The following is a 26,083-nucleotide window of genomic DNA, read 5'->3' on the forward strand; positions in this document are numbered from 1 at the left end:
GCCGGCCCTCCTAGCGGTCACAACGGGCGCATTGGTGATCGGCGTCGTGGCCTGGGCGGCCGGTGCCACCAGCGCGGCCGACGTGTCCTGGGCGGTCGGCACTGCCGTCGCCATACTGCCTGCGCTGACGTGGATGTCTCTCGCACTGTGGCGCGGCCGAACCGGCGTCGATCTCATCGCCGTGCTCTCACTCGGCGGCACCCTCGCCGTGCTACAAATACGCCACGTGGTTCCTCCCGCTGGCCTTGCTCCTGTCGGGTGCCGCTTGGCTGATCACCGGCTCCCCAATCAGCGCTGTCGCACGCGGAGCAAACACCCGCGAGAAAGGTGGCCTGCGTCCGCGCCGAAAGCGAAAAGGCGACCACCATCATGGTGGGCGACGGGGTCAACGACGTCCCTGCCCTGGCTGCGGCGACGGTCGGGATCGCGATGGGTGCCCGCGGCTCGACCGCTTCATCGGAGGCCGCTGACGTCGTGCTCACCACGGACCGGATCGACGCCCTCGCCGACGCCATGAGCATCGCCCGCCGGGCCCGCGGCATCGCGGTGCAAAGCGCCGCCGTCGGAATGGGTTTGTCGCTCATCGCCATGTGCGTTGCCGCCGTCGGCTGGCTGCCACCGGCGGCAGGCGCCTTGCTGCAGGAAGGCATCGATCGGGGAACGGAGCCTCGCCATGCTCGGTCACAGCCCGTCGCACGGATCAGAGGCCCTTGGACCCTCGCCAAATCGAATACGGTGCCGCCACAGTGAGGACATCGAATGTGCGGATGAGGAGTCGTGCATGCGAGCTTTCCCTACGGCCTTCGAGTTGACACCCGTGCAGATGGAGCAGATCATCCGGCTTTCCGGGATGGCTCCGTCGCTGCACAACAGCCAGCCGTGCCGTTTCCGGATTCTGCCCCACGTGATCGAGCTGCACGCAGACCCGAGGCGGCGCCTGCCGGCCGCCGACCCCGAGGACCGGGAGCTTCGGCTGGCCTGCGGGGCCGCGTTGTTCAACTTGCGTCTCGCCCTGGAACACGCGGGAATCCGGCCGGTGGTGACCCTGCTCCCGCACCTGGCAGCCGCGACCGCGCTGGCCGAGGTGCGCAGCGGTGGCCTAGCCCAGCCACGCCCGGAAGACGCCCGACTCTACGAGGCGATCACCGAACGGCACAGCCACCGCCACCCCTTCCGGAACACCCCAGTGTCCACAGAGGATCGACATCTGCTGATGCGCGCTGCCCACGAAGGGCACGCCTGGCTGCACGTGGTGCAGCCCGGTGAACTCGGCGCCCTCGAAGGATTGGTGCACCGCGCCCACCGTGCGCAGATGGCCAATCCCCGCTTCCGGACCGAGATGGCCGCCTGGGTAGGGCGCACCGGCGACACCCCTGAAGGGGTACCGCTCTCGGCGGCCGGCCTCAAACCAGAACCACGGGACCAATGGGTGCACCGCGACTTCACCTCCGGACAGGCATCGCGGTCGCCGGCAATCGAATTCGAATCCCATCCGCTGCTGGTGGTGTTGTGCTCGCAGCACGGTAGCCGGGAAGCCGAGCTGGATGCCGGGCAGGCACTCCAGCGGTTGTGGCTGACCGCGACCGCGCAAGGGTTGGTCGCTTCGATGATCTCCGAGGTCGTCGAAGTACCTGAGACGCGCGAGGAGCTCCAGCGGCTGGTGGGTGGGCTCACCCCGCAGGCGCTGTTGCGGATCGGCCACGGCACGCCATCGGTCGCTTCCCCCCGCCGCGACGCCGCGGACATGCTCTTCTACGGCGTGGCCGAAATGTTTGAGAACTAACAGAAATTCGTCCATCCTTGGCATCACCGATGGCCCGCGGGCTGCCGAGCGGGTGCTCATGAGCGAGCAACCCGTTCGCCCACAACCCGGCCGTCACGTCCGGCGTCTGCGTTCGGCCAGCGCCGTCATCCGGCGCCGGTATTCTTCTTCGTCGATTTCCCCGCGGGCGAAGCGCTCCGCCAGTAACTCTTCGGCGGTGCCGACGCCGCGATCGACCCGTCCGGCACGCTGGAGGTAGCGGACCAGCGCGACGATGGCCACGATGATCAGCACCCAGAACAGGACCATGCTCACGGTCATCATCGCCAAACCCCACACACCCCAGCCGTAGCCGTGCCAATAGGGCATCGCGCTCCCCTCCTCCGCATTTCTCGTTCAGCGCGCCACGATGAGCGGGCAGGGCGCGTGGCGCACCAACTGTTGGCTCGTCGAGCCCAGCACCAGCCCGGCGAGGGCCCCGCGCCCACGGGCTCCCACGACCGCCAGCTGCGCGTGCTGCGCGTGCTCAAGCAGCACGCGCGCAGGTTTGCCCTGCGCCACGATGCGGCGCACCTCGACGTCGGGGTACTTCTCGTTCCAGCTCGCCAGGTTTTCGGCGAGGATGCGCTCCTCATCGTGTTGGAGCGCCGCGTCGCGGCCCTCGCGGTGGAAGCTGTACCAGGCTTGCTCGCTTCCCACCGTGTGCCAGGCGTGCACGGCCTCAAGAGGTACAGCGCGCATCGCGGCTTCCTCGAACGCCATGTTCAGCACCGTTTCCCTACCAGGCGAGTCGTCCACACCAACCACCACGGGGGCGTCAGATTCGGCCGTGGGCGGCTGTCGCACCACTGCGACCGGGCAGTGCCCGTGCGCGCAAAGCGCGATTGCGACGGAACCCACGAGAATTCCGGTGAAACCACCGAGGCCGCTGCTGCCAGCGACGGCGAGTTGCGCGTGCCGTGACTCGTCGACGAGCACCGGAATGGCGCCTCCGGTCGCCACGAAAGTCCGCACCTCCAGTCCTGGGGCCACTGCGGTCGCCTCCCGCTTGGCTCGGTGCAGCCATTGCTCGGCTTGCCGCGCCATCGCGTTGGCGTAGGTTTGCGGGATCGGCATCGTCGGCAGGTCCGGCACGTACACCAGTGCGAATACGTCGGCGAATACGACGTGTAGCCAGGTGCCACGGCGTTGGGCCTCGGCGGCGGCCCACCGCGCGGCCTCAAGTGCCGATGAGGACCCGTCGATGCCCACGATGACCGGTTTCGGCTCCATGCTGGTCATCGATCCCCGACCTCCAAGGTCATCGGAAGCCCGAACCGCATCAGTACCTGCGGCACCGCGGTCAGGCCAATTCGTTGCGCCAAGCCGGCCGACCGCTCGTCCCGCCGGTGGCTGCCGTCCGTTTCGGCCCTGGCGACGCTCATCGAGATCCTTCTTCCTCCGGCTGCCGGTCGGCGATGCTGCGGACGAGATCGACTGCGGTGAGCACGCCGCACACTTGCCCCCGCCGCTCGACCAGAACGGCATCGGTGTGGGCGTCGATCATGCGTTGCGCCGCGATACCGATGTCGTCGGCCGCGTCCACCCGGGGGCCTGGCACCGGGCACAGCGAGCCGACGGGAGCGGAAGTCTTCGGGTACTGGGCCGCGATGCCCTGCAGAAGATCCACGGCGCTCACCAGCCCCACGGCAGCGTCGTCCTCGGTGACCACGGCGAGGTGGTGGACGTCGCGGCGGTACATCTCGTACAGGGCGGTCATCGCGTCCAGTTCGGGCCGGACCGCGACCACGGGCGTGCTGGCGAGTTCGAGCGCGTTTGCCTGGTCGGTCATGTTCCACCTCGAAAAGCCGGGACCCGACTCGACCGTCACGCGCCCACCCCTTCGCCAGCTAGGGGAGATGGTCACCAAGCTCGCCGCCAGGGTCTGTTTTGTAGAGCTTTGGCGCTGGCCATGCCGGGTACGCGCCGGGTGAGCGTGGTCGAACCCCGACCGCATTCGTCACTACCACGTCGCACGGAGGAAGCCATGCGAGTCGAAGAGGTCTTCCACCCGGGAACGCTCAGCTGTCAAGACTCGGATTCACTCGCCGAGGTCGCGAGGAAGATGACCGCGGACCACGTCGGCGCCCTCGCCGTGCTCGACAACGACCGGGTCATCGGCATCATCTCTGAACGCGACGTCGTCCGAGCCATCGCGGAACAGGCCGATCCGCGAGAGGCGAAAGCCACGTCGTTCGCGTCTCACAAACTCGAAACGGCCTCCTTCGGCGAGGACACCCGAGACGCCGCACGACGGATGCTCGACGCAGGAATCCGACATCTGCCGGTGAAGCAGGGCCATAATGTCGTCGGCGTGATCTCCATGCGCGACCTGCTGGCCGTCGAAACGTGGCTGTGACGGGTCGAACCGTCCGGTCGATTCCTGCCTTGACCGGTCCGTCGATGCGGACCCAGCCGAGACACGTGGGGCCAAAGTGGACGGTGAGACTCTTTGGCCAACATCACCGACAGCGCGTCCAGCGGACCAGCCATCTGCACCGTCGTCCGAATCGAGGAGTTTCCGACCTCTTCGGCTATGTCATCGGGTGGCTCCGGCGCGGCAACGCGCCGGAGCCCCGACGAGACGAGTTCACCGCTGTGCTACGTCACGCTCAACGGTACCAAGGCACTAGACCTGCGGGAGTGCGCTTAGTGTCGATTTCAATGCCGCGATCTTTCGTTGCGCGGACTCGTACTGTGCTGGATCGCTGATAAGTGCCTCTATTGTCAATTTTCCATTGAATGAATAAATGGTGTAAGTATGCATTGCTTCGGCCTGGGTTGGAGTCAGAACACTGGCGTTTTGAATCTTGTTGTAAACGGCGGCGCGGAACCTATCGAGTGTCAACCCCGCCGGAGAACGCAGGGCCGGTACCGCGCCCCAGTTGGTTGTGAAAACGCTTCCTGGGGTGGATGGCATCGCCAGATTATCGAAAAACCCACGCAGTTCGGTTGCGGTCTGATGAATGTCATTTTCCGCTTCGAGGGCTTCCGGAAGACGTGCGGCGACGGCACGGGCCAGGCCGATGAGATCGGTATCGGTGTCGTCGGTCGCGGTGAAGCCGACAAAGCTGAGTACGTTCGTTCCGGCTGTCGTTTCCACTGGCGGCGTCAGTCTCCTGCGCATGTCCAGGGTGATGTAGTAGGGGATCTCATGGATCGGCCGTTGGCGCTCGTTCGCCTCGGTGAGGATAAGCGCCGCGGATACGAGTGCATTTAAGGTGAGCTTTGTCCGGTGGCCGAGATCCAAGAGGGCCGCGATGTCGACATCGCACCGGATCACCTGACTCGTGAACGCTGGCAGATCGCCGGCGGCGTCCGCGCCGGAAACTTGCAGGGACTCCGCCGGTGGATCCGGATACTCGAATTGCCCGATCCCTCGATCGGACAGAATTTTTTCGACCGCGTCCGGATAGCCGTGGGTGCCGAGGCTGGGAGACCCGCCTTGCACGATGTCGGTGTAGCTGGACCAGAAAGCCTCAAGCACCGCGAGTCCATGATGTCCGTCGGCGATCGCGTGGTGAATCAGCAACGCCACGCTGGCTCGATCGCCGTCACGTACTACATGGACCGCGGAGAGGACGCTGCCAGGGTCCACATCGAAACCCATCAGGGGGTCGGACGGGCTGCCGTCTAACACGCTGACTCCGGGCAGGGAGCCGGTGGGGGCAACGAGCATATGGCATTCATCAACCGACCTCAGATGCGCAGCCAGGGCTGGGTAAGCGCGCCTGAGAGATTCCAACGCCGCAGAAAGTGCGTCGACATCCAATCGGCCACGGACCTCGACGACATAGCCCACATAGATACCGATATCCACCAACCAGCTCTCGGTGGGAGCGAGACTGCGAATCACGGGAGACCGACTGGTCATCTCAGGCATTTCTGCGTATCTCCTTGGGTTATTCTCTTGGTGCCCGCCCAGCCTAACTCACCTGGCGATGTCCTGATCAAGGTTTGCCGTCTGCTGCGCGCGCTTCGCGGCCAGCGCCCGACGCGGGTCTGCCGCTGCTGTCGAAGACCGCCCTCCGGTTGGAGATCCGCTTCGCCGCCCCCTTGACGACGCCGACCCGATGGGCAAGTATTTACGTAATATTTTACTCGTACACGGCGAGATCTTGGTCGTGCGGAGTGCCGTTGTATCCCGGCTTCGGCGTCGAAGGACTGGCGCAGCGCCTCGGGCACGCGCAACCGTCGGTAGTCGTCACTGATGGCGACTCCTGGACCCCGCTGGAGAAGGCCGTCACGGCCGCAGCGATCAGCCCGGTCGTGATCGGTGTGAAAAGCCCCAACAGCGAGGCCGAGTTCTGGACGCTGATCGAGCAGAACGACGCCTCGACCGGTTGGTTCAACACTGCGGCGTCCGATACCGCGACTCTGCTCTACACCAGCGGAACCACTGGCACGCCCAAGGGCTGCCAGCTGCCGCACTCCTATCTGCTCACGATGCAGCCCTTCGTTCGGCATGCATTCGCGTTGCAGCCGGGCGACCTCTTCGCCTCCACCTCCAGCCCGGGCTGGGTGAACGGCCTCTACTCGGCCGGGCTTTGCGTGAATGCGGAAGGCCGTGCCCGTCTGATCTACAGTGGACGTTTCAATGCCGAAGCCTGGCTGACCATCCTGAAGCAGGAAAAGGTCACCTATCTTTCGAGCGCACCGAGCGCGGTATCGGGAGATGCTTCCGGCTGTGCGGAATCGGGCTTTCCCGCCAGCCTGCGCGGCGGGGCGTGCGCCGGCGAGCATCAGGGTGCCGAGATCGGTCGCATGGTCCGGCTGCGATGCCGAGTGCGGCGATCGCCGGAAACGGGATTACTACACGAAAAACGGCACTCTCGTGCACAGCCGGGAACTGTTCAAGAAGATGGCCGACCTGGGCTGGGCCGGCATCGCGATCCCCGACGAATACGGGGGATCGGGCGGCGGACTCATCGAGCAATGCATCTTCTTCGAAGAGACATCACGCGGACTCGCCCCGGTCGCCGCTGCGGCGAGCAGCCAGCTCGTGGCACAGACACTGCTCAAATTCGGCACCGAGGAGCAGAAGCAGGCTCGTCTGCCGCTGGTCGCCAGCGGCGGAGCCATGTCCCTGAGCTTGTCCGAGCCGGATGCCGGTTCCGAGCGGGTCGCGGTCCTGACGCCGTATGTCGACGAGCTCAACGTCAAGATCCGCGAAAGCCTGGCGAGCACCGGCATTGAGGTCATCGACATCGAGGGATTCGGGATCGACGACAACTTCGGGCTCGCCGAACCGATGCCGCAGGAGATCGCGGACCGCGCGATCAAGTTGGTCGACCGCTGCGAACCCGATCCGCTGTTCATCTCGTGCACGAACTTCCGAGCGCTCGAAGCAGTCGCGCGGATCGAAGCGACGACCGGCATTCCCGTCGTCACCAGCAATCGTGCGGTGGCGGCGGCAGTCCGGAAGACCCTGGAAGACCTCGCTTGAAGAGATCGCCGCCGAGCCTGCCCTGCTGGGTCTCGTCTGCCGATCGGCCGTTGAAGGTTGGGTTCCGGGCTGCCGTAGGGCATCACAACTTCACCCGGTGCTTGAGCGGCGACTATACGTGACGAACAGGCGGGATCTCGCGAATACCTTCCCGGCTGATGCAGGCGCGAAAGTGGGGGATCATGAAACCGTCCGTGAACGGTTCCACGACCCCCCGCCTTCCGTTGAGGGCATCCGCCGCAGGCTACGGGGTTACCGCTTGGGCAGCATCCCCGGCGGGAACGACGGCATTCCGGGGTGGCCGCCACGGGGCCCGCCAGGGAACCCGCCCGGCCCGCCCGGCGACCCACCAGGGGACCCACCAGGCCCACCAGGGGACCCGCCCGGCCCGCCAGGGGACCCACCAGGCCCGCCCGGCGACCCACCGGGGGACCCGCCCGGGGACGACCCTCCGGAGGGATCGGATCCTCCGCCGGAGGGATCGGATGCGCCGCCGGAACTCATGGTCTGCTTGATCCAGTCGGTGTGCGCCACGAGGTTGCTGTAGATGCCGGGCTTCTCCGCGCAATTCTCGGCCTGGCCGCGGCTGGTCGCGCCGACCAGTTTGAAATCGCTGCCCTCTCGCACCACGGCCGGGCCACCGGAGTCGCCGTAGCATGCGCTCACCTTGCCGCCCTGATTATCGATGCACAGCTCGCGTTCCGAATCGAAGGGGTTGCCCGAGCCGTTGCAGCCCGACGGGGCGATCGTCTTGGTGTTCAACTCCTTCAAGTTTTGGGGCGGCTCGCCGCATTTTTGCGTCCCGCAGGTCTGGCCCCACCCGAGCAGCAGCAGCGCGGTGCCCGGCTGCGGTGACGTCGCAGAGATCTCGATCGGCTGCGCTTTCACCGGTTGCGCCAGGTGGACCATGGCGATGTCGTAGCCGGTGGCGACGTCGCTGCCGCTCTGCTTCTGCTTCGAATTGGGGTGGGCGATGAACTTGTCCGGTTTGACGACCTCACCGCCCTTGGTGCGGTCGCTTGACCCGATCCGGTATTGGACGTTGCTGGGCTGTTGCCCGTCCACGCAGTGCGCGGCGGTGACCAACCACTGTTTATCGATCAGCGAGGCGCCGCAGTGGTGTTGACCATCGGTGGATTGCATGGACGCCATAAAGCTGTAGGTCTGTTTCGCTTCGGTACCTCCGATAATGAACGGCGTAGAAGCAGCACCGGCGATTGGTGCTGCGAGCGCCAGGCTGGTCAGCATCGTCGCGACGAGCGCGAGAATGCCTCGGCCTAGAGAACCTCGGGGCATGTTCTCTCTCCTTCCACCTCCCACCTCCGTGCCCGGGGGATGTAGCCAGGAGCTGGGAGTTTGTGCAGTATCCGGCGATACTGCCCGCCGTGAGGCCTACTGCGTTCCCCCAAATGGAGCAATCACGACTGGTAGTCGAGCGACTATCGACCGTGCAGATCACCGTCCGGCAGACGATGCGATCTATTGGGACATAAGGGATTCCGCAGTGCCAAAGATCGCGCGGTGGGGCTTGGTGCACGACGGTGCCGAATGGCTTTGCCGCATTGCTCAGCGGCGTGGCGTCCCTCAAGATTCGGATCCCGACGCACCGGACAATGATCGAAAGCCGCGAAATACGTCATCGAAATGTGGTGCGTTATGTCAGAGCAATTCCTTCGGCAGAAGCACGACCGCCTCTTCCAATTCTGGGACACCAACCGCGATGGGGTCATTGAGTGGGCCGACGTCCAGGCCGTGGTGGAGGGCGTTAGCAATGCCTTCGGCTGGGCCGAGGACTCCGCCCAGAAACGACGGCTGAGCAGCGCGACGCGACGATGGTGGGATGACATGTTCGCGCCATACGCGGTGAACGGCGAACTGGCCCGCGACCCGTTCGTCACCTGCCTGCACAACTGGGCAACCGCTGACAGGTCGGCGTTCCGCGAGGTCCTAGCTCCCGCGGCCGAGGCCTACGCCGCGATGGGCGATCTCGACGGTGACGGGACGGTGAACGAAGACGAGTACGTCAAGGTGTTCGGCAGCTCGATCCAGATGTCCGAGGACGAATCTCGCGACGCATTCCGCCGGCTGGACCGCGACGGCGACGGACTGATCTCCGTGGAGGAGTTCGCCGCCGATACTGTCGAGTACTTCACGGCTACCGACCGTGCGGCGCCGGGCAACTGGTTGCTCGGGCCGATCGAGCCAAGCAAGGCCTGAATGGTGCGGTCTTCGTCTCCAGGGATCAACCGAGCGAAATCGCCGGATTGCCGCAGGCGATGGCCAGCGGGAACATCCACAGCGGCACCATCGCCGGGAAGTTGAACGGCGTGATGCCGGCGACCACCCCGAGCGGTTGGCGGATCGATTCCACATCGACCCGGGTGGAGACCTGGGTGGAGGTTTCGCCCTTGAGCAGCTGCGGGATCCCGCAGGCCAGCTCGACGATCTCCAGACCCCGGGCGACCTCGCCCAGGGCATCGGAGTGCACCTTGCCGTGCTCGGCGGTGATCAGCGACGCGATCTCGTCGCGGTGGGTGTTCAGCAGTTCGCGGTAGTTGAACAGCACCTGCGCGCTTGGCCAGCGATGTGGTGGCCCACGAGGCGAACGCCTTCGCCGCCGATCCAACCACGGTGTCCACTTCGGACACATCACAGAAGGCGGCCTGCGCGGTCTGCTCCCCCGTCGCCGGGTTCGTCACGACCCCGAACCGGCCCGACACGCCCTCCACGGGCTTGCCGTCGATGAAATGGTTGATGGTGTTCAAAGCAGTTCGCTCACGATTTGGAAATCACAGGTGGTGCCGCTGCGTGCGCGCTTGGTCCTCGTAGCGCTTGCGCGCCAGTTGCGTGCTCTCGCGGGTGGAGACCTCGGCCACCGGCACGTCCCACCACGCCTCCGGCGGCAGTTGCGCCTTCGCCGGGTCGGTCTCGACGTACACCGCCGTCGGGTGCTCCGCCGCCCGGGCTGCGCGCAGGGCGTTGCGCATTTGGTCCACAGTGGAGGCCCGCAGGACGTCCATGCCGAGGCTTTCGGCGTTGGCCGCCAGGTCCACCGGTAGCGGCTCGCCGGTGAAGGCACCGGTTTCGTCGCGGTAGCGGTAGGCGGTGCCGAAACGCTCGCCGCCGACCTTCTCGGACAGGCCGCCGATCGATGCGTAGCCGTGGTTCTGCACCAGCACCAGGTTGATCTTGATGCCTTCCTGCACCGCGGTGACCAGCTCGGTCGGCATCATCAGGTAGGTGCCGTCGCCGACCAGCGCGAACACCTCGCGCGACGGGTCGGCCAGCCGGGCGCCGATCGCCGCCGGGATCTCGTAGCCCATGCACGAGAAGCCGTACTCGACGTGGTACTGCCGCGGTTGCTTGGCACGCCACAGCTTGTTCAGGTCCTCGGGCATCGACCCGGCCGCGTTGATCACCACGTCGCGGTCGTCAAGGACCTCGTCGAGCACGCCAAGCACCTCAGCCTGTCCCGGCCGCTCGTCCCCGGCCGCGCTCCGCGTCGTCCGCTCGATCACCTGCGCCCAGCGCTGCGCGCCGGCGCGGTACTCCTGCACGTAGTCCTCGGACACGCGGTGCCCGGACAGCACCTCGGTCAGCTGTCCCAGCGTCGTGCGCGCATCGCCGATCACCGGGGTCGCCGCCTGCTTGTGGGCGTCCAGCGAGGTGATGTTGACGTTGACGAACCGAACGTCCGGGTTGGCGAACAAAGTCCGGGAGGCGGTGGTGAAGTCCGAGTAGCGGGTGCCGACGCCGATGATCAGGTCCGCGGCACGGGCGATGTCGTCGGAGACCGCGGTGCCGGTGTGCCCGATGGACCCGAGCTCGCAGGGGTGGTCGAAGCGCAGCGAGCCACGGCCCGCCTGCGTTTCGGACACCGGAATTCCGGTGCTCTCGGCGAAAGCCCGCAACGCTTCTTCCGCACCGCTGTGGTGTACCCCGCCCCCGGCGATGACCAGCGGACGCTTCGCCGCCCGGATCCGCTCGGCGGCCTCGGCGACCGACCGCGCGTCCGGTGCCGGGCGGTGCACCCGCCACACCCGCTCGGCGAAGAACTCCTCCGGCCAGTCGTACGCCTCGGCTTGCACGTCCTGCGGCAGCGCCAGGGTCACCGCGCCGGTCTCCACCGGGTCGGTGAGCACCCGCATCGCGTCCAGTGCGGAGGGGATCAGCGCTTCCGGCCGCCAGATCCGGTCGAAGTAGCGCGACACCGGCCGCAGGCAGTCGTTGACCGAGACGTCCCGGGCGTGCGGGACCTCCAGCTGCTGTAGCACCGGATCGGCGGGTCGAGTCGCGAAGATGTCGCCCGGCAACAGCAACACCGGCAGGTGGTTGATGGTGGCCAGGGCGGCACCGGTGACCAGGTTCGTCGCTCCCGGCCCGATCGAGGTCGTGCACGCGTAGGTGGACATCCGGTTGCTCTGGCGGGCGAATCCGACCGCCGCGTGCACCATCGCCTGCTCGTTGCGCCCCTGGAGGTAGGGCATGTCGCCGCCGGCCTCCAGCAGCGCCTGGCCGATTCCGGCGACGTTGCCGTGGCCGAAGATGCCCCAGCACCCGGCGATCAGCCGACGCTGCTCGCCGTCGCGTTCGGTGTGCTGGTTGGCGAGGAACCGCACCAGCGCCTGCGCGACGGTCAACCGCCGGGTTTTCATCGTTCCTCCACTGTGGTCTGTGCGGGTGCGGTGTAGAGCGGGAGCCGCGGGTCCACTTGCTGCTCGGCCCAGGTGTCGCGCACCCACGCGTGCGTCGGGTCATCGCAGATCAGCCAGGCGCGGTCCGGGGACGGACCGGCCATCACGTTGAGGTAGTACATGTCGTAGCCCGGCACCGCCATCGACGGCCCGTGCCAGCCGTCCGGAATCAGCACCACGTCCCCGCTGCGCACCTCGGCAAGCACGTCGGTCGCGCGGTCCGGACCCGACGGGTAGACCCGCTGGTACCCGACACCGGGGCTGCCGTGCGAATCGGCGATCTCGAAGTAGTAGATCTCCTCCAGCCGCGACTCGCCCTCGCGCTCCAAGTCGTGCTTGTGCGGCGGGAACGACGACCAATTTCCCGACGGCGTTAGCACCTCGACAGCGATCAGCCGGTCCGCCTCGAACACGTGCGCCGCACCGAAGTTGTTGACCTGTCGGCTGGCCTGCCCAGCACCGCGCAGCTCGACCGGCACTCCGGCGGCCGGGCCGTAGCGCGCGGGCAGCCGGTTTTCGCACCGCGCGCCGGTCAGCGCGAACCGACCGCCGGAATCGCTGCTGATCCGCACCTGCGCATCCCTTGGTATGTAAACGAAATCCGTGACACCGTCGAACACGCTCCTGCGCCCGGCCAGCTCGAACGTCTCGCCGTCGCAGACCACCGTGCAGCTGTCGGCCAGCGGCAGCACGATCCATTCGCTGTCACCGGTGGCCAGCTCGTGGCGTGCACCGGCTTCGAGTTCGAGCACCCGCAGCGACGAGTAGCCCCATCCCGCGGACTCCGGGTCCACGAAAGTGCTGTACTCGCCGCGCGCCGTCGTACCCGCTGGACAGTAGAAACGCTTGTCCGTCAACGCTGGTCCTCCAAGCTCGTGATGCGGGGTGTCGCCGCAGTCGCGGTCACAGCAGCCCGACAGCGGCGTCGACGGCGCCCGCGACGTCGTCGTCATGCGGATACAGCAGGGTCCGGCCGACGACGAGGCCGCGCACGTTCGGCAGTTGCAGCGCCTTGTGCCAGCGCTCTTGGGTCGCCGCCGGGTCGGTCGAAACCTCACCGCCGAGCAGGACCGTCGGCAACGTGGTGGCCTCCAGGGCGCGACCGATCTGGTCGATGTCCTCGACGACCGGCACCTTCAGCCAGGTGTGGGCCGACGTGCCGCCGAGGCCGGAGGCGATCGCGATGGAGCGGGCGACCGCCGCCGCCGAGAGGTCGTTGCGCACCTTGCCGTCGACGCGGTGCGAGATGAACGGCTCGGCCATGGCCATCAGCCCGCGCTCGGCGAGCTCGTTGATCGCATTCGCCGCGCCGTGCATGGTGTTCAGCGATCCCGGATCGCTCATGTCCAGACGCAGCAACAACTTTCCGGCATCGAAGCGCAACCGCTCAAGGTCCGACGCGCGGTGTCCGGTGAACCGGTCATCGAGCTCGAAGGACGCCCCGGCCAGGCCGCCGCGGTTCATCGAGCCGATGACGACCTTGTTCTCCAGCGCTCCCAGCAGCAGAAGGTCCTCAAGGATGTCGGCCGTGCCCAGCACGCCATCGACGCCCGGTCGCTGCAAGGCGACGCACAGCCGCTCCAGCAGGTCGGCGCGGTTGGCCATCGCCAGCGGGTTGGCACCGGCGCCCAGCGCGCCGCGTGCCGGGTGGTCGGCGGCCACGATCATCATGCGGCCGTTGTCACCGAGCAGGGGTCGCCGGGACCGGGCCGCGGCCGCTTCCGCGATCGCCTCGGGCCGCGTCGCGCGCACCCAGGTGAGGTCGGTGATGCTCAGATCAGACACGGTGCTCACTTTCGTTGCCGTTCAAGCGCTTTGCGCCCGGCGATCGGGATTCGCCGGACAGCATGGCCTCGACCTCGTCCGCATAGGGCATCGCCGCCGAGCAGGCCAGGCGAGAAGCAACCAGCGCGCCGGCGGCGTTGGCGAATCGCATGGTCCGCTCCAGTTCCCAGCCCTCAAGCAGGCCGTGGCACAGCGCACCGCCGAAGGCATCCCCGGCGCCGAGCCCGTTGACCACCTCGACCGGCACCGGAGGCGCGACCACCTCCGCATCGCGGGTGCGGGCGAGCACCCCCTTCGGGCCCTGCTTGACGACGGCGAGCTCCACGCCGATGTCCAGCAGCAGATCCGCCGCCTTCTCCGGCTCGCGGGTGCCGACCGCTCGCTCGACCTCGTCGAGGTTTCCGACCGCCACGGTGACGTGCGGCAGTGCCGACTGGTACCAGCCGCGGGCCTCGTCGTGGTCCGGCCAGAACATCGGCCGCCAGTCCAGGTCGAACACCGTGGTGCCGCGCTTCGCCCGGTGCCGCAACGCCGCAAGCGTCGCCGAGCGACTGGGCTCCTCGGCCAATCCGGTGCCGGTCATCCAGAAGATGCGCGCCTCGGCGATCGCGTCGAAGTCCAGTTCGTCGGCGTGGATCTCCAGGTCAGGCGCCTTGGGCTGGCGGTAGAAGTACAGCGGGAAGTCGTCCGGCGGGAAGACCTCGCAGAAGGTCACCGGCGTCGGGTACTGCTCGACGGCGCTCACCCAGCGGTCGTCGACGTCGAATCCCTTGAGCGCCTGGTGGATGTACTCGCCGAACGGGTCGGCCCCGGTGCGGCTGATCACCGCGCTGCGGTGGCCGAGCCGGGCGACCGCGACCGCGACGTTGGTCGCGGTGCCGCCCAGGTACTTCCCGAAGGACACCACCTGCGGCAGCGGCACACCGGTCTGCAGCGGGTAGATGTCAACCCCGATGCGGCCCACCGTGATGACGTCGAAGGGGCTGCTCATGCCAGAGACCTCCGGTGGGACTCGCGGGCCGTCGAGCGGCCGGAAAGCGTGGTGACTCCTGTCTACTCGGCGCGCGGAACAACTGTCAAGACTTTGTCAGTACATACTTACTTAATCAGTCCGGTGGTCTTGATACCGTAGGGGGGTGACCTCGACGCGCCGCCGATCCCCGGAGTCAGCATGGGATCCGGCCACCCAGATCTCCGTGGACCACCGCAGCCCGGTGCCGCTGTATTACCAGGTGGCCAGCCAGATCGAAGAAGCGATCGACTCCGGCGCCCTGCCGGTGGGCGCGCGACTGGATAACGAGATCGAGCTTGCCGCCCGACTCGGACTGTCCCGCCCGACGATCCGGCAGGCGATCGGCTCCCTGGTCGACAAGGGCCTGGTGGTGCGCAAGCGCGGCGCGGGCACCCAGGTGGTGTTCAACCGCGTCAAGCGATCGCTGGAGCTGAGCAGCCTCTTCGACGACCTCGCCCGGATCGACCAGAAACCCACCACGACCGTCCTCACCAACGAGGTGATCACACCCTCCGCCGAGATCGCGCACATCCTCGGGATCTCCGAGCAGGACAAGGCGCTGCACCTGGAACGGGTCCGCTATGCCCACGGCGAGCCGATCGCCCGGATGCAGAACTACCTGCCCGCGGGCCTGATCGAGCCGAAGGATGATCTGCTCGAAGAGCGCGGGCTCTACCAGTTGCTGCGCGCCGCCGGGGTGCACCTGCACGCCGCCCACCAGACGATCGGCGCGCGGGTGGCCGCCGAGGCCGACGCCGATCTGCTCGACGAACCCGTGGGCGCACCGCTGCTGACGATGGAACGCACCACCTACGACCAAGCGGGCAAGGTCGTCGAATACGGCTCGCACGTCTATCGCGCCTCGCGCTACTCCTTCGACCTCTCCCTGCGCGGCGACTCCTGAGACCGCGGATGCGCAACCGACATGGGGCCGATTGCGGGTCCATGTTGGTCCGCACGTAAATATGTCAGGACGTTTCCTTGACAGGGTTGTCGCGGCGGAGAAAACTACCGGCTACCGAACAGCGACGGACTCCTCGCCTGGTCCATCGGCAGACGATCGCGCCGGGCACGCGAGTAGGTCCCGCTCGGACAACACCATTTCCCCCACCTGAACACCCGGCCGGTTCGGCACCGCCGCTCGCCGGGGGGAAGGGCATCGATGAGCAACGGCAGCGCCGCCGGCAACCGCCTGCGAGTCGGATCAGCACCGGACTCCTGGGGCGTCTGGTTCCCGGAGGACGACAAGCAGACACCGTGGCACCGCTTCCTCGATGAGGTGTCCGAAGCCGGGTACGAGTGGATCGAACTCGGCCCCTACGGATATCTGCCCACCGACCCGGAGCGACTGCGCGACGAGCTCGGCAGCCGCAACCTGACCCTGTCGGCCGGTACCTGCTTCACCGGTTTCCACCGCGGTGACGTGTGGACCGAGACCTGGGAACACGTCAAGCAGGTCGCGGAGTTGACCAGCGCGCTCGGCGCGAAGCACATCGTCGTGATCCCGGACATGTGGCGCGACCCGGCTACCGGCGAACAGCTGGAGCAGCGCGCGTTGGACACCGACGCGTGGACGGCGCTGGGCAAGGGCACCGATCGGCTCGCCAAGGCACTGCGCGAGGAGTGCGGCGTGCAACTACAGTTCCACCCGCACGCCGACAGCCACGTCGACACCCAGGAGCACGTCGAACGATTCCTGGAGATCACCGACCCGGACCTGGTCACGCTGTGCCTGGACACCGGGCACATCGCCTACTGCGGCGGCGACAACCTCGCGCTGATCGAAAAACACCCCGGCCGCATCGGCTACCTGCACCTCAAGCAGGTCGACCCGGCAGTCCTCGCCGGCGTGCGAGCCGAGGACCTGCCGTTCGGACCCGCCGTGCGGCGCGGCGTCATGTGCGAGCCACCCGCCGGAGTGCCGGACCTGGAACCGATCATCAGGGCCACCGAGAACCTCGGCGCCGATCTGTTCGCGATCGTCGAGCAGGACCTCTATCCGGTCGACCCGGACGTGCCGCTGCCGATCGCCCGTCGCACCCGCAACTATCTGACCCGCTGCGGCGCCGGCCGTTGAAGGATTGTTCTTGTGGTCATTGTGCGTAGGTGGTCACTTAGCGGCGCTTGAGTACAGCCCCTGCTCCCCAGTAGCTAAACCCTTGCGGCACAGGAGGATTTCATGAGCGACCAGGATTTACGGGTCGGTCTCATTGGCGCCGGGAGGATGGGCGCGGATCACGCCCGTCGCATCCACGAGCGAATCAGCAACGCCCGGCTGGTCGCCGTCGGTGATCCGGACATCGACCGCGCGAGGCAGGCCGCAGCGGACACCGGCGCTCGCGCCGAGCAAGACCCCTTCGAGGTGATCGGCGCGTCCGATGTGGACGCTCTGGTGATCGCCTCGCCCGGGGTGGCCCACGAGCCGCTGCTGCTGGCCGCGATCGAGCGCGGTGTCCCGGTGTTGTGCGAGAAACCGCTGACCCCGGACTCGAAATCCTCGCTGCGGGTCGTCGAAGCCGAGCAGGCGCGCGGCAAGCACCTGGTGCAGGTCGGGTTCATGCGCCGCTTCGACCCGGAATACGTCGAGCTCAAGCATCTGCTCGACAACGGTGAACTCGGCCGCGCGCTGGTGCTGCACTGCGCGCACCGCAACGCCTCGACCCCGCCCGGTTTCACCAGCGAGATGATGATCTACGACTCGGTGGTGCACGAATTCGATACCACGCGCTGGCTGCTCGGCCAGGAGATCAGCGCCGTGTCGGTGCGGTGGCCGCGCTCGTCGGCTGCGGCACCGGAGGGCCTGATCGACCCGCAGGTGGTCACCATCGAAACCACCGGCGGCGTGCTGGCCGATGTGGAGATCTTCGTCAACTGCGGGTTCGGCTACCAGGTGCGCTGCGAAGCCGTCGGCGAACGGGGCGCCGCGCTGATCGGCGCCAGCGGTGGCCCGCTCATCCAGCAAAGCGGACGCTGGGGAGGCAACGTCACCGAGGACTTCCGGGGCCGCTTCGGCATCGCCTTCGACGAGGAGTTCCAGCGCTGGGCACATGCCGCCCGTCGGGGCGGCGTCGACCCCACCGCCGCGAGTGCATGGGACGGCTATGCCGCCGCGGCGGCGTGCGCGGCCGGGGTGCAGGCGCAGGCCACGGGCGAACGCGCCGCGGTCGAGCTCGTCGACCGCCCCGACTTCTACTCCTGACCCGTCATTCGAGGAATCGCCGTAAAATCGCACTCGGCCCACACATATTCCGGTTCACGCCGCTGCTCGAATCGGGCGGAAAGTGCACATGACACAGCGAAGCCCCGCCCACCCCGAATACTCGGGACGGGCGGGGATCTTGCCCGCTGACCGCCTGCACCTTGAACTACTGGTCATACCTGCTCGCCTCACAGGACAAATCCGCCCAGGCCGTGCAGCTTCTCGGGGAAGCAGGCGAGCACGTCAGAGGCTCGGCAGCCACAACGCAGGCGTGGGTCGCGGCGCGGCAAGCGGAAGAGGCCGCCCGGATCGGCGACGGCGAAACGGCCGAACGTGCGCTCGAACGTGCTTTCACCGCGTTCGACTACGCCCGCCCGCACCACGAGCGCTCGTGGACGAGCTTCTTCGGCGCGAGCAGGCTCGGCAGCCTCGCCGTTTCGTCGTACGGGCGATTGGGCCACCGCGAGACCGACTCTCTCGCCGGGTCGCTGCTCTCCGCGCTATCGCCGACCGAGACCAAGGTTCGAGCGCTCGTGGTCGCCGACCTCGCACTTTCGGCCGCAACACGGTCGGATGTCGACCGAGCTGACGAGCTGGCGGCCGAAGCCCTGCCGCTCGCCGTCCGAACCGAGGCAAGCCTCGCGCAAGATCGGCTGTGGGAACTAACCGAGGTGCTACCGCAGGACAGCGGACGAGGCACCGCCGGAGCCCTGCGGCAGCGGGCTACGTCGGGGCTGCTCGCGAGTTCTCAGGCTTGAGTTTCCTCGTCGACCCACGACAAATAGGCATCACTGCCGCCGGTGATCGGCGTCGCGATGATCTCGGGCACGTCGTAGGTGTGATGCTCGTTGATGTGCTTGATCAGCGCGTCGAGCCGCCCGGCCGACGTCTTGATCTGAAGCTGCCATTCCGGGTCATCCTGAACGGCGTTCTCCCACCGGTAGAAGCTGCGGATCGGCACCACCTGCACACAGGCGCCGCCCTTCGCCTCCACGATCCCCCGCGCCAACGTGGCCGCTGCCTCTTCTGAGTCCGTCGTCGTCACAACAAGCAAGTAGTCAGCCATGCGATCAAGGGTATCGACCAGGCCGCCCGAGCAGACCGGGCGGAGCCGAGCCTGCACCGCCTTGTGCGCGGGGTGCCGGCGGGCCTATGGGTGTGGGCGCAGGGGGTCGTGAGGTGGCCGGTAAGCGGGGTGTCAGTGAAAGCCGGCGATAGGCTCGTGCTGCTCGTAACGCCTGGTGAGGGCGTTACGGCCTGCATTTCACCTAGTCACCGCGCCGCGTGTTCATTAACGCGCGAAAACGGCGTTGCGTGCCCGAGGTGATCTATGCCTCAACCAAGGTTCCATGAACGAGGCACCAGGCCACGAGTTCGACTCGGTCTCACTTCGATGAGGACCAAAGCCCCAGGTTGATGCCAGCCGCCAACGGCATGACCAAGTGAGGGGTGACAACTCGCGCGATAATGCGGGCTCTGCAGGTGGGCGGACCCTCCGCATCCCGTTGCTTAGGGAGGTTTTGTCATGTCGAACATCGAGTCGACCAACGCCGAACAGAAACCACGATCGAATGCGTGGCAGTCGGCGCTCACTGTGGTGCAGGAGGCGGAGCCTCCCTTCATTCCGGCGGGTGCGCACGCGATGACCGTCGTTGTCGAGTTCCCGCCGGGCGACCCTGGTACCCCTCCGCATCGGCACTCCGGACCGGCCTTCGGCTATGTGCTGGACGGCGAGATGGTGTTCGAGCTCGAAGGCCAGCCGGCGCGTGTCCTCCGCGCCGGCGAGGCCTTCTGGGAACCCGGCGGCGACGTCATCCACTACCAGGACGGCAACAACCGCGGCGACATCCCGGTGCGCTTCACCGTCACCATGCTCTGCGAACCAGGCAAACCGATGCTCACCCTCGTGGACGAGGAAGAGCTCGTCCGGCGTAAGAACCGCCGGGCCCCGGGCACAGACTGACCACTGGCTCAGCTGCACCGCACCCCGTCGTGCTCAAGACTTTCATTCTCCGAGAACAAGGAAGGTCAAAGCAATGAAGATCGCTGTCATCGGTGGGACCGGGCTCATTGGATCGCAGGTAGTCAAGATCCTGAACGCGAGCGGGCACGAGGCGGTGCCGCACTCGCCGTCGACCGGTCTGGACCTGCGCAGCGGGCAAGGCTTGCGCGAGGCGCTGGCGGGAACCGACGTCGTCGTCAACCTAACGAACTCGCCGACCTTCGACGAAGCCTCGCTCGCGTTCTTCCAGGAGACCATGGACAACCTGCTGACGGCCGCCAAGGCCGCCGGCGTCGGCCACGCGGTCATCCTCTCGATCGTGGGCGTCGACCAGGTGCCGGGCTTGGCCTATTACCGCGCCAAGGTGCTGCAGGAGGACCTTCTCAAGGCTGGCCCCGTGCCGTACTCGATCGTCCGCGCCACGCAGTTCTTCGAGTTCATGGACGCGACGCTGTCCTGGACCGCCGACGAGAACGCCGTCCGCCTGCCGGCCACGCTCCTCCAGCCCATCGCCGCGGCCGACGTCGCCCAGGCCGTGGCCGACGTCAGCCAGGGCGCGCCTCTACAGGGCACCCGCAACGTCGCCGGCCCCGAGGTCTTCGCGCTCGACGAGCTGGGCAAGATCACTCTCGCCGCCCGTGGTGACCATCGCGCCGTCGTCACCGACAACAGCGCCGGCATGTTCGCCGCCGTCTCGGGCGACGTCCTCATCGCCAAGAAGGGCACCGTCATCGCCAGGACCACCTATCGGCAGTGGCTGGCGCGCTGACTCGGCTCGGTGACGACACAGATGCTGCGCACGCTCACGCCCGCCGCGCGGTTGAGCCACTGTGCTGGGGTGTCGGCTGTGTTGCCGGCTGGCGCGGTAATTGTCCAAACAGGACGATTCGAGTTCGGCTGCTGAAGATCTCGTCGAGGTGACGTGGGGCAGGCGGAAGCCTTTCAGGCGTGGGTGATCGCGATCCGATCGCTCGTAGCCACCGACGACCGCACCGCTGCTACTGGAACTATCACTTGACTGCCAGCGGGTCATCGGCTGGCTGTTGCTTCTCAGCCGTTCGTCGGTGTTCAAGACCCGCGCTCCTGTTGCAGGATGTGTGCGCCGCGGCGCCGCGAGGTTCCCCAAATAGCGGCGGCACGGGACCATTTTCCGACCGATGTCCGGCAGACTCCGCGACCGCCCGATCGGAACAGACCGCTGCGCCGAACGGCCACCCCGGAACGTACAACGATCAGCATGCAGTGGAGGCGCCATGCGGCCACACGTCCCAGACGAACCAGCGCGGCTGAATGAACGCACGCCCCTATCGCGCCGCAGGCTGGCAGGACTGTTCGGGCTCGCCGCGAGCGCGGGCATGCTCGGGCTCGCGGGCTGCGGCACCAAGCTCGGCCAGATGCAGGCACTGGCCTCGGGCAGTGTCCCCGCGTCGCGTCCCGATGGTGTGCTCGGCGCGAACTTCAACGGCGACCCGCGCACAGTCACCTTCCCCGAGCTGCGTGCGATCGACACCAGCTGGCTGCGCGGTTTCTACCCCATGCACGAGGCCGACAAGGGCGATCCCGCGCAGCAGCCGGAGATCCGCATGCTGCTCGACGCCGCCGACCGCGGTTACGGCACCACGCTGTCGCTGAAGTTCCAGAACAGAGAGCGGCCCATCCCGCGCCCGGGCTCGCCCGAGATGACCGCGGAACTCGCCCGGGTGGACAAGGTCCTGTCGGGAGTCCTGAACGAGGTAGACATCCTCACGATCGGCAACGAGCCGTTCCTGGAGACCCAGAAGAACGAGCGGGACAAGCGGCTCAACGAGTACTACGAGGCGATCACGCAGCACGTGATCGACCAGCGCACGCAGCGGTTCGGCCAGAACTCCCGGACGCGGCTGTTCATGGGCGCGCTGAACCATCTCGACTCGCCGGACGGGCAGACTGCGTCCACCGCGCGCTGGGTGGACTACGCCCGCCGCACACCCGCCATCGAAGGCGTGGACATCCACCCGCACGTGGATTCCCCGGCAGGCGTCGACAAGTACGTCGACTACGTGCTGCCCAAGCTGCGCAAGGATCAGTCCTTCCTGGTCACCGAGTTCTCCCTGGTGCGGTTCTGGAAGAGCAAGCTCACCGAGCCGGTCAGCGACGAGTTCGCCCGCCGTTACGGCTTCCGCCAGGGCACGCCGGTGTGGGAAGTGGTGCGCGCGGCGATCGACCATCCGGTCCCCCAGCAGCAGTGGAACGACTTCCTGTCCTCCAGCCCCTGGTACGAGCAGCACAAGCACTTCCTGCGGGACCAGGTGCAGCGGTTCCGCAATACCGGCAAGCTCGCGCTAGCCACCTACGGGATCGGGCAGGACGCAGCGATGGTGCGCGACTTCGGGCCGGACAAGACGCCCTGGCTGTTCAACAGCCTGTTCGCGTCCAAAACGGTGCAGCCGGGGCCCGACGGCCTGCCCGGGCGCGGCTACGCCTGGATCGAGGATTTCCGAGCGCTGCAACGGCAAGGCGACCACCGACTGGTGCGCTGAGCGTTCCGCTCAGACTGAGACCCGATCCGATGCCGTTACGGCACGGCCGATGCCGCCGCCGACCTGAACACCGTGCGCGACCGCCTTCGGGTCGCCGCGATGGCCATTCACAACGCAGCGACCCAACCGACCGCGCGGTGCGACGCACGGTCTGCTCGACTGTGCCGAGCAGACCGTGCGTCGAGGCGGTGTCATTCGTTGTCCAGCACGGTCCAGTCAGTGACGTAGAAATACTGCTGGTCGATCTCGCCCTCGACTTCCACGAGATGGCCCGACAAGTAGTCCAGGCTCGTTGCCTGGAACGAATGCTCGCCGGGTCGGCGTACCACGTAGTCCTGCCCGCCGGAGTGCAGGATGAGGGCGTCCTTCTCGCTCTTGGAGCCCACGTTGATTCGCTTGATCGAGAGCAAGCCGCGCAGCCGTGTCACTGACGGTCACCGGGCCTCGGCCTCGTCCACGGACACAACGGTTCCTTCCTGCTCGCGGACGATCACGATGACGCCGGTGTGCACGGGGGCGTCCGGGTCGCGCTGGCCGTGCAGCAGGTGAATACGCGGCGGCTGCCCGACTGCCTCTAGCACATCCCTGTCGCCCGTCCAGACCCCGGCGAACGAGGAAATGGTCAGCGAGGACAGTCCGTGGTTTTCGCCGATCTCACGCAAGCGCGCCTCAAGCTCGGAGCTGCGTTCAGAGTCGGGAATCGGCACGGGCACCGAGACGCTTTGTTCCAGCGTGGTCGCGATCAGCTGGGCTTCCCGACGGCGCTCTGTCACGGCCGCGTGCATATCGGCCTCGGCCACTTTTTGCGGTGGTTTCACCGGCTTGAGCGAGGGGTCACCGAGCAGGATGAACTGCGCAAGCGTCTTCAGATCTATCCCATCGAGATGGGGCTTATTCTTCACATAGTCCTGCCGCGTCTTGAGCGTGGCATACCCCGTGGACTGGCCGTTGAGAACTTCCTGGAAGGCGTACTGGACGATCAGATCGGCCCAGTCACACGAGGCACTCGGCCCGTAGGCAATAGTTGTGCTGCCGAGGACCATCGACGCACCTTGGAAGAGATAAGTGTTGCAGATAGCCATCCGCGTGCTGGCGTCTGGGGAGTAGAGGAGTGCACCGTAGCAGCACTCCGCTGTAACGATCGCCCCCTTGGTGATGCCCTGGTCGATATCGCCGGCCTTAAGGGCTACGGGATAGTGGTAAGGATAGTCCTTGGATTGTCCGTACCATTGAGGGTCTTTGGCGGCCCCATGACAGTTAACGAAGTGGTTCACGGGAACCAGAGCTGCCTTTTCCCACGGCGATCCCTTAGGCGGAACCAAGTTGACCTTGTCGGAGCTGCCGAAGATCTGGGCCGCGTTCTTCGTGCTCGACCCCTCCCATTTTTCGGTGGAAAGGCCGAAGTATTCGGTACTTTTCTCAAGTGGAGCTGCGCTGGCGGCACCCTTGATGAGGCTGACCAGGTAGGACGAATCAGAGCTTTCCGTGATATCCGGGAGTCGGCCGACCACCCGACTGGCACTTGTGTACTTCGCAGGATCCTTACCTCCAGCAGCATAGGAGGTCTCGCACGCATACGGCAGATCACTGGGAACCCAACGATCGGTGTCGCCTTCTTTGGAATTATAAACAGGGTTTGTCAGTTCCACGTGGGGGACGACGTCGTAGCTGCCCAGGATCATCAGATAGGCAGGCTTGGAGAATGTGAACACCGCGTCGACGGCGTCCTTGTTCTGCTTATCATCCGTACTGTCCGTCACTACCGGTGCTTTATACTTGTCCATTTCTTGCTTGTTGCTCATGTCCACCACGGTGGTGGTGATGCCACGCTTCTCATCCGCCTTGATGAGATTTTCGAGCTCATTTTGCACAACCTTGAGGCCTGATTCTTTGTACTTTTTCAGCAGGACGGAGTTATTGGTGACAACCAACTTGACTACATTGCCCATGACACAATCCTTATCTTAGTAGGGTCGGAGACTGGCGCGGTGGCATAACGCTCCGTTTCCAGTCCCCGCCGCATCAAACCGTGCATGCGGTTCTCCCGCACACGGCTTTCCGACATCGTTCACCGACTGGCATGCACCGTCGCCCTGCGCACGGTCCCGGTCAAGCGGTAGACCCCGAGCCGGGTGACCCACCCATAAGTGAAGCGGGTGGTCCAGTTCCGGCCCCTGAGGCCATGTTTGCGGCTGGCGAGGATCGCCAACCGCTCGTGGACGTAGCCATCGACAGCGTTGAACTTCCGCCCGGAGTTCCCGTTACGGAAATAGCCACCCCACCCGCGTAGTACGGAGTTGAGGTCGGCGACCACCGCGGACAGCGGCCGGACCGCCTTCGAACACGCGGTCGCCGCGCGGACTTTGTCCCGCAGCACCCGCATCGCTCGCGCCGAGGGCCAGCGTTGCAGGTAGAACCTGCCCCGCCATCTCCACGATTCCATTTTCCGGTGGTGGAATCCGAGAAACTCGAAGCCCTGCCCGCCCCTGGTGAGGCAGACGATGCCGGACTTCTCCGGGTGCAACCGCATCCCGAGCCGTTCCAGCACCCTCGCGGCCAATTCACGCGCCTGCTCGGCGCGCTGCCTGGTCGGCGACAAGACCACGAAGTCATCGCAGTAGCGCACCAAGATCCCCAACCGGCGGCCCTCGTGCTGCCATGCCTCATCCAGCACGTGCAACGCAATGTTGGCCATCAACGGGGAAATCGGCGAGCCCTGCGGGGTTCCCGCCCCGGTCGGGGAAGTCACCCCGCCCTCCAGGATTCCCATCCTCAGCCAGGACCGCAGCAGCTTGAGCATCGACCGGTCCGCCACCCGGCGGGCCACCTCGTTGAGCAAGGCGTCATGCCCGATCGTGCCGAAACAGTCCCGGATGTCGGCCTCGAATACCCATTCGCGACCCTGGTTCGCTGCGACGCGCACGGCCTCGCACGCGTCTATCGCGGATCGCTTGGGCCGGAACCCGTAGCTGGCCTCGGTGAACTGGGCCTCGAAGACCGGTTCGAGCACCAGCTTCGCGGCCATCATCACCACCCGGTCGGCCACGGTGGGGATCGACAACGGCCGGAACTCCCCCGGCCGCCCCGGCTTGGGAATCTGGACCCGCCGCAGCGCTGACGGACGATAGCTATGCGTCCGCAGTCGCTCCGCCAGGCCCTGGAGGAACGCTTCCACCCCCGCGGCCGCCACCGCGTCGACGGTCACCCCGTCCACCCCGGCGGCTCCCCGGTTCGTACTCACTCCGATCCAAGCCCGCCACAAGACGTCCATGCGGTGGACGTGGCCATACAAGGCATGAAACCGGCGTTCGGGTTCTTGCTTGGCACAGCGGTATAGCGTCCACTGCAAGGCTCGGACCTTGTCCAGAGGACGCCGCTGCTCGCGGCCCGTGTCCTCCCGGCGGGCGGAACTAGCCGATACGGCACTCACCCGAGTCCCTCCCTGTTCGCGGATCGCGTCGATGAAGTAGGGGCCCTTCGCTCCCAGCGGGTTGTGTTGTCCCGCCGATCGGCACTACTACTGCCCCCTCCGACTGCCTCTCGACAGCCCGCCACTTCCCGGTTCCGCCGGTTATAGGCAAGCCACGCTTCCCACGCCGCATGCGTGGGGCCGAGGAGGCTCTCT

Annotated in this window: 25 protein-coding genes and 3 pseudogenes; 13 read left to right on the top strand and 15 right to left on the bottom strand. The window is 66.5% G+C overall.

Going from position 1 to position 26,083, the window contains the following annotated elements; all coding sequences use genetic code 11:
- Positions 1-303: 303 nt before the first annotated feature.
- Together BJ970_RS32790 and BJ970_RS32795 are read left to right on the top strand one after the other, a co-directional pair.
- A pseudogene (locus BJ970_RS32790) lies at positions 304-654 on the top strand (HAD-IC family P-type ATPase); the annotation flags it as partial.
- A gap of 127 nt (positions 655-781) precedes the next feature.
- Positions 782-1,783, top strand: a complete 1,002-nt coding sequence (locus tag BJ970_RS32795; protein WP_184731449.1) for an Acg family FMN-binding oxidoreductase — start codon at positions 782-784, stop codon at positions 1,781-1,783.
- A 93-nt stretch (positions 1,784-1,876) separates the two neighbouring features.
- On the opposite strand, the gene BJ970_RS32800 is transcribed toward BJ970_RS32795, so the two are convergent.
- Genes BJ970_RS32800 through BJ970_RS32815 form a run of 4 tightly spaced genes read right to left on the bottom strand, consistent with a single transcriptional unit; the run spans position 1,877 to position 3,593 of the window.
- Complete coding sequence (locus BJ970_RS32800) at positions 1,877-2,131, bottom strand: SHOCT domain-containing protein (protein ID WP_184731451.1); 255 nt, start codon at positions 2,129-2,131, stop codon at positions 1,877-1,879.
- A gap of 27 nt (positions 2,132-2,158) precedes the next feature.
- Entirely contained in the window at positions 2,159-3,043 is an 885-nt protein-coding gene (locus BJ970_RS32805) for a universal stress protein (RefSeq protein WP_184731453.1), read from the bottom strand.
- Positions 3,040-3,186: a hypothetical protein gene (locus BJ970_RS32810; RefSeq protein ID WP_184731455.1), complete on the bottom strand. Its 147-nt coding sequence runs from the start codon at positions 3,184-3,186 to the stop codon at positions 3,040-3,042. The genes BJ970_RS32805 and BJ970_RS32810 overlap by 4 nt, the downstream gene beginning before the upstream one ends.
- Positions 3,183-3,593, bottom strand: a complete 411-nt coding sequence (locus BJ970_RS32815) for a CBS domain-containing protein (RefSeq protein WP_184731458.1) — start codon at positions 3,591-3,593, stop codon at positions 3,183-3,185. The genes BJ970_RS32810 and BJ970_RS32815 overlap by 4 nt, the downstream gene beginning before the upstream one ends.
- Before the next feature lie 195 nt (positions 3,594-3,788).
- On the opposite strand from BJ970_RS32815, the gene BJ970_RS32820 reads away from it, so the two are divergent.
- Positions 3,789-4,160, top strand: coding sequence for a CBS domain-containing protein (locus BJ970_RS32820; RefSeq protein WP_184731460.1), 372 nt, complete (start codon positions 3,789-3,791; stop codon positions 4,158-4,160).
- A gap of 270 nt (positions 4,161-4,430) precedes the next feature.
- Here the strand turns inward: BJ970_RS32820 and BJ970_RS32825 are convergent, their stop codons facing one another.
- Positions 4,431-5,684 (bottom strand): phthiocerol/phthiodiolone dimycocerosyl transferase family protein, encoded by a 1,254-nt coding sequence (locus tag BJ970_RS32825; RefSeq protein ID WP_184731463.1) that lies wholly within the window; start codon positions 5,682-5,684, stop codon positions 4,431-4,433.
- 248 nt (positions 5,685-5,932) lie between these two features.
- Between BJ970_RS32825 and BJ970_RS40265 the strand changes: the two are divergent.
- Positions 5,933-6,508 (top strand): annotated as a pseudogene (locus BJ970_RS40265) (AMP-binding protein); the annotation flags it as partial.
- Between the two features lie 40 nt (positions 6,509-6,548).
- Entirely contained in the window at positions 6,549-7,247 is a 699-nt protein-coding gene (locus BJ970_RS38500; RefSeq protein ID WP_312864586.1) for an acyl-CoA dehydrogenase family protein, read from the top strand.
- Positions 7,248-7,499: 252 nt separating this feature from the next.
- On the opposite strand, the gene BJ970_RS32840 is transcribed toward BJ970_RS38500, so the two are convergent.
- Positions 7,500-8,543 carry a S1 family peptidase gene (locus tag BJ970_RS32840; RefSeq protein WP_184731469.1) on the bottom strand — a complete coding sequence of 348 codons (1,044 nt, stop codon included), beginning with the start codon at positions 8,541-8,543 and terminating at the stop codon, positions 7,500-7,502.
- 360 nt (positions 8,544-8,903) lie between these two features.
- Between BJ970_RS32840 and BJ970_RS32845 the strand changes: the two genes are divergently transcribed.
- Positions 8,904-9,464: an EF-hand domain-containing protein gene (locus tag BJ970_RS32845; RefSeq protein WP_184731471.1), complete on the top strand. Its 561-nt coding sequence runs from the start codon at positions 8,904-8,906 to the stop codon at positions 9,462-9,464.
- Between the two features lie 25 nt (positions 9,465-9,489).
- On the opposite strand, the pseudogene BJ970_RS39235 reads toward BJ970_RS32845, so the two are convergent.
- The 5 genes and pseudogenes from BJ970_RS39235 to iolC form a co-directional block, all read right to left on the bottom strand.
- Positions 9,490-9,976 (bottom strand): annotated as a pseudogene (locus BJ970_RS39235) (aldehyde dehydrogenase family protein).
- 60 nt (positions 9,977-10,036) lie between these two features.
- Positions 10,037-11,902 carry a 3D-(3,5/4)-trihydroxycyclohexane-1,2-dione acylhydrolase (decyclizing) gene (iolD, locus tag BJ970_RS32855; RefSeq protein WP_184731473.1) on the bottom strand — a complete coding sequence of 622 codons (1,866 nt, stop codon included), beginning with the start codon at positions 11,900-11,902 and terminating at the stop codon, positions 10,037-10,039.
- On the bottom strand, positions 11,899-12,798 hold the full coding sequence (iolB, locus tag BJ970_RS32860; RefSeq protein WP_246471929.1) for a 5-deoxy-glucuronate isomerase: 900 nt from the start codon (positions 12,796-12,798) through the stop codon (positions 11,899-11,901). The genes iolD and iolB overlap by 4 nt, the downstream gene beginning before the upstream one ends.
- 46 nt (positions 12,799-12,844) lie before the next feature.
- Positions 12,845-13,726, bottom strand: a complete 882-nt coding sequence (locus BJ970_RS32865) for a Cgl0159 family (beta/alpha)8-fold protein (RefSeq protein WP_184731478.1) — start codon at positions 13,724-13,726, stop codon at positions 12,845-12,847.
- Positions 13,719-14,717 (bottom strand): 5-dehydro-2-deoxygluconokinase, encoded by a 999-nt coding sequence (gene iolC, locus BJ970_RS32870; protein WP_184731480.1) that lies wholly within the window; start codon positions 14,715-14,717, stop codon positions 13,719-13,721. The genes BJ970_RS32865 and iolC overlap by 8 nt, the downstream gene beginning before the upstream one ends.
- 145 nt (positions 14,718-14,862) lie before the next feature.
- Between iolC and BJ970_RS32875 the strand changes: the two genes are divergently transcribed.
- The 4 genes from BJ970_RS32875 to BJ970_RS32890 all read left to right on the top strand — a co-directional run bounded on the left by BJ970_RS32875 (position 14,863) and on the right by BJ970_RS32890 (position 18,695).
- Positions 14,863-15,642: a GntR family transcriptional regulator gene (locus BJ970_RS32875; protein ID WP_184731482.1), complete on the top strand. Its 780-nt coding sequence runs from the start codon at positions 14,863-14,865 to the stop codon at positions 15,640-15,642.
- A 258-nt stretch (positions 15,643-15,900) separates the two neighbouring features.
- Positions 15,901-16,815 (top strand): sugar phosphate isomerase/epimerase family protein, encoded by a 915-nt coding sequence (locus BJ970_RS32880; protein WP_184731484.1) that lies wholly within the window; start codon positions 15,901-15,903, stop codon positions 16,813-16,815.
- A gap of 102 nt (positions 16,816-16,917) precedes the next feature.
- Positions 16,918-17,937, top strand: a complete 1,020-nt coding sequence (locus BJ970_RS32885; RefSeq protein ID WP_184731487.1) for a Gfo/Idh/MocA family protein — start codon at positions 16,918-16,920, stop codon at positions 17,935-17,937.
- A 146-nt stretch (positions 17,938-18,083) separates the two neighbouring features.
- On the top strand, positions 18,084-18,695 hold the full coding sequence (locus BJ970_RS32890) for an NsdA family TPR-like regulatory protein (RefSeq protein ID WP_512700304.1): 612 nt from the start codon (positions 18,084-18,086) through the stop codon (positions 18,693-18,695).
- Here the strand turns inward: BJ970_RS32890 and cutA are convergent.
- Positions 18,686-19,003, bottom strand: coding sequence for a divalent-cation tolerance protein CutA (gene cutA, locus BJ970_RS32895; RefSeq protein ID WP_184731489.1), 318 nt, complete (start codon positions 19,001-19,003; stop codon positions 18,686-18,688). The genes BJ970_RS32890 and cutA overlap by 10 nt on opposite strands.
- Positions 19,004-19,462: 459 nt before the next feature.
- Between cutA and BJ970_RS32900 the strand changes: the two genes are divergently transcribed.
- From BJ970_RS32900 to BJ970_RS32910, 3 genes are all read left to right on the top strand, one after another.
- The gene (locus BJ970_RS32900) at positions 19,463-19,900 is read left to right on the top strand and encodes a cupin domain-containing protein (RefSeq protein WP_184731491.1); all 438 of its coding nucleotides are present in this window, start codon (positions 19,463-19,465) and stop codon (positions 19,898-19,900) included.
- Positions 19,901-19,973: 73 nt separating this feature from the next.
- Complete coding sequence (locus BJ970_RS32905) at positions 19,974-20,708, top strand: SDR family oxidoreductase (protein WP_184731493.1); 735 nt, start codon at positions 19,974-19,976, stop codon at positions 20,706-20,708.
- Positions 20,709-21,192: 484 nt separating this feature from the next.
- A complete protein-coding gene (locus BJ970_RS32910) occupies positions 21,193-22,458 on the top strand; it encodes a hypothetical protein (RefSeq protein ID WP_246471931.1) in 1,266 nt (421 codons plus the stop codon).
- Positions 22,459-22,649: 191 nt separating this feature from the next.
- On the opposite strand, the gene BJ970_RS32915 is transcribed toward BJ970_RS32910, so the two are convergent.
- The 3 genes from BJ970_RS32915 to ltrA all read right to left on the bottom strand — a co-directional run bounded on the left by BJ970_RS32915 (position 22,650) and on the right by ltrA (position 25,888).
- Positions 22,650-22,886 (bottom strand): hypothetical protein, encoded by a 237-nt coding sequence (locus BJ970_RS32915; protein WP_184731495.1) that lies wholly within the window; start codon positions 22,884-22,886, stop codon positions 22,650-22,652.
- Positions 22,887-22,892: 6 nt separating this feature from the next.
- Positions 22,893-24,407, bottom strand: a complete 1,515-nt coding sequence (locus BJ970_RS32920) for a C25 family cysteine peptidase (RefSeq protein ID WP_184731497.1) — start codon at positions 24,405-24,407, stop codon at positions 22,893-22,895.
- Positions 24,408-24,526: 119 nt separating this feature from the next.
- The gene (gene ltrA, locus BJ970_RS32925) at positions 24,527-25,888 is read right to left on the bottom strand and encodes a group II intron reverse transcriptase/maturase (protein WP_184723821.1); all 1,362 of its coding nucleotides are present in this window, start codon (positions 25,886-25,888) and stop codon (positions 24,527-24,529) included.
- Positions 25,889-26,083: the final 195 nt, after the last annotated feature.

Source organism: Saccharopolyspora phatthalungensis, assembly GCF_014203395.1.
In the GTDB taxonomy this organism is placed as follows: domain Bacteria; phylum Actinomycetota; class Actinomycetes; order Mycobacteriales; family Pseudonocardiaceae; genus Saccharopolyspora; species Saccharopolyspora phatthalungensis.

Excerpts from the sequence above, each read along its gene's own strand:
- BJ970_RS32795 (WP_184731449.1), top strand. The coding sequence starts at position 782 with ATGCGAGCTTTCCCTACGGCCTTCGAGTTGACACCCGTGCAGATGGAG.
- BJ970_RS32800 (WP_184731451.1), bottom strand. The coding sequence starts at position 2,131 with ATGCCCTATTGGCACGGCTACGGCTGGGGTGTGTGGGGTTTGGCGATG.
- BJ970_RS32805 (WP_184731453.1), bottom strand. The coding sequence starts at position 3,043 with ATGACCAGCATGGAGCCGAAACCGGTCATCGTGGGCATCGACGGGTCC.
- BJ970_RS32810 (WP_184731455.1), bottom strand. The coding sequence starts at position 3,186 with ATGAGCGTCGCCAGGGCCGAAACGGACGGCAGCCACCGGCGGGACGAG.
- BJ970_RS32815 (WP_184731458.1), bottom strand. The coding sequence starts at position 3,593 with ATGACCGACCAGGCAAACGCGCTCGAACTCGCCAGCACGCCCGTGGTC.
- BJ970_RS32820 (WP_184731460.1), top strand. The coding sequence starts at position 3,789 with ATGCGAGTCGAAGAGGTCTTCCACCCGGGAACGCTCAGCTGTCAAGAC.
- BJ970_RS32825 (WP_184731463.1), bottom strand. The coding sequence starts at position 5,684 with ATGCCTGAGATGACCAGTCGGTCTCCCGTGATTCGCAGTCTCGCTCCC.
- BJ970_RS32840 (WP_184731469.1), bottom strand. The coding sequence starts at position 8,543 with ATGCCCCGAGGTTCTCTAGGCCGAGGCATTCTCGCGCTCGTCGCGACG.
- BJ970_RS32845 (WP_184731471.1), top strand. The coding sequence starts at position 8,904 with ATGTCAGAGCAATTCCTTCGGCAGAAGCACGACCGCCTCTTCCAATTC.
- iolD (WP_184731473.1), bottom strand. The coding sequence starts at position 11,902 with ATGAAAACCCGGCGGTTGACCGTCGCGCAGGCGCTGGTGCGGTTCCTC.
- iolC (WP_184731480.1), bottom strand. The coding sequence starts at position 14,717 with ATGAGCAGCCCCTTCGACGTCATCACGGTGGGCCGCATCGGGGTTGAC.
- BJ970_RS32880 (WP_184731484.1), top strand. The coding sequence starts at position 15,901 with ATGAGCAACGGCAGCGCCGCCGGCAACCGCCTGCGAGTCGGATCAGCA.
- BJ970_RS32885 (WP_184731487.1), top strand. The coding sequence starts at position 16,918 with ATGAGCGACCAGGATTTACGGGTCGGTCTCATTGGCGCCGGGAGGATG.
- cutA (WP_184731489.1), bottom strand. The coding sequence starts at position 19,003 with ATGGCTGACTACTTGCTTGTTGTGACGACGACGGACTCAGAAGAGGCA.
- BJ970_RS32900 (WP_184731491.1), top strand. The coding sequence starts at position 19,463 with ATGTCGAACATCGAGTCGACCAACGCCGAACAGAAACCACGATCGAAT.
- BJ970_RS32905 (WP_184731493.1), top strand. The coding sequence starts at position 19,974 with ATGAAGATCGCTGTCATCGGTGGGACCGGGCTCATTGGATCGCAGGTA.
- BJ970_RS32910 (WP_246471931.1), top strand. The coding sequence starts at position 21,193 with ATGCGGCCACACGTCCCAGACGAACCAGCGCGGCTGAATGAACGCACG.
- BJ970_RS32920 (WP_184731497.1), bottom strand. The coding sequence starts at position 24,407 with ATGGGCAATGTAGTCAAGTTGGTTGTCACCAATAACTCCGTCCTGCTG.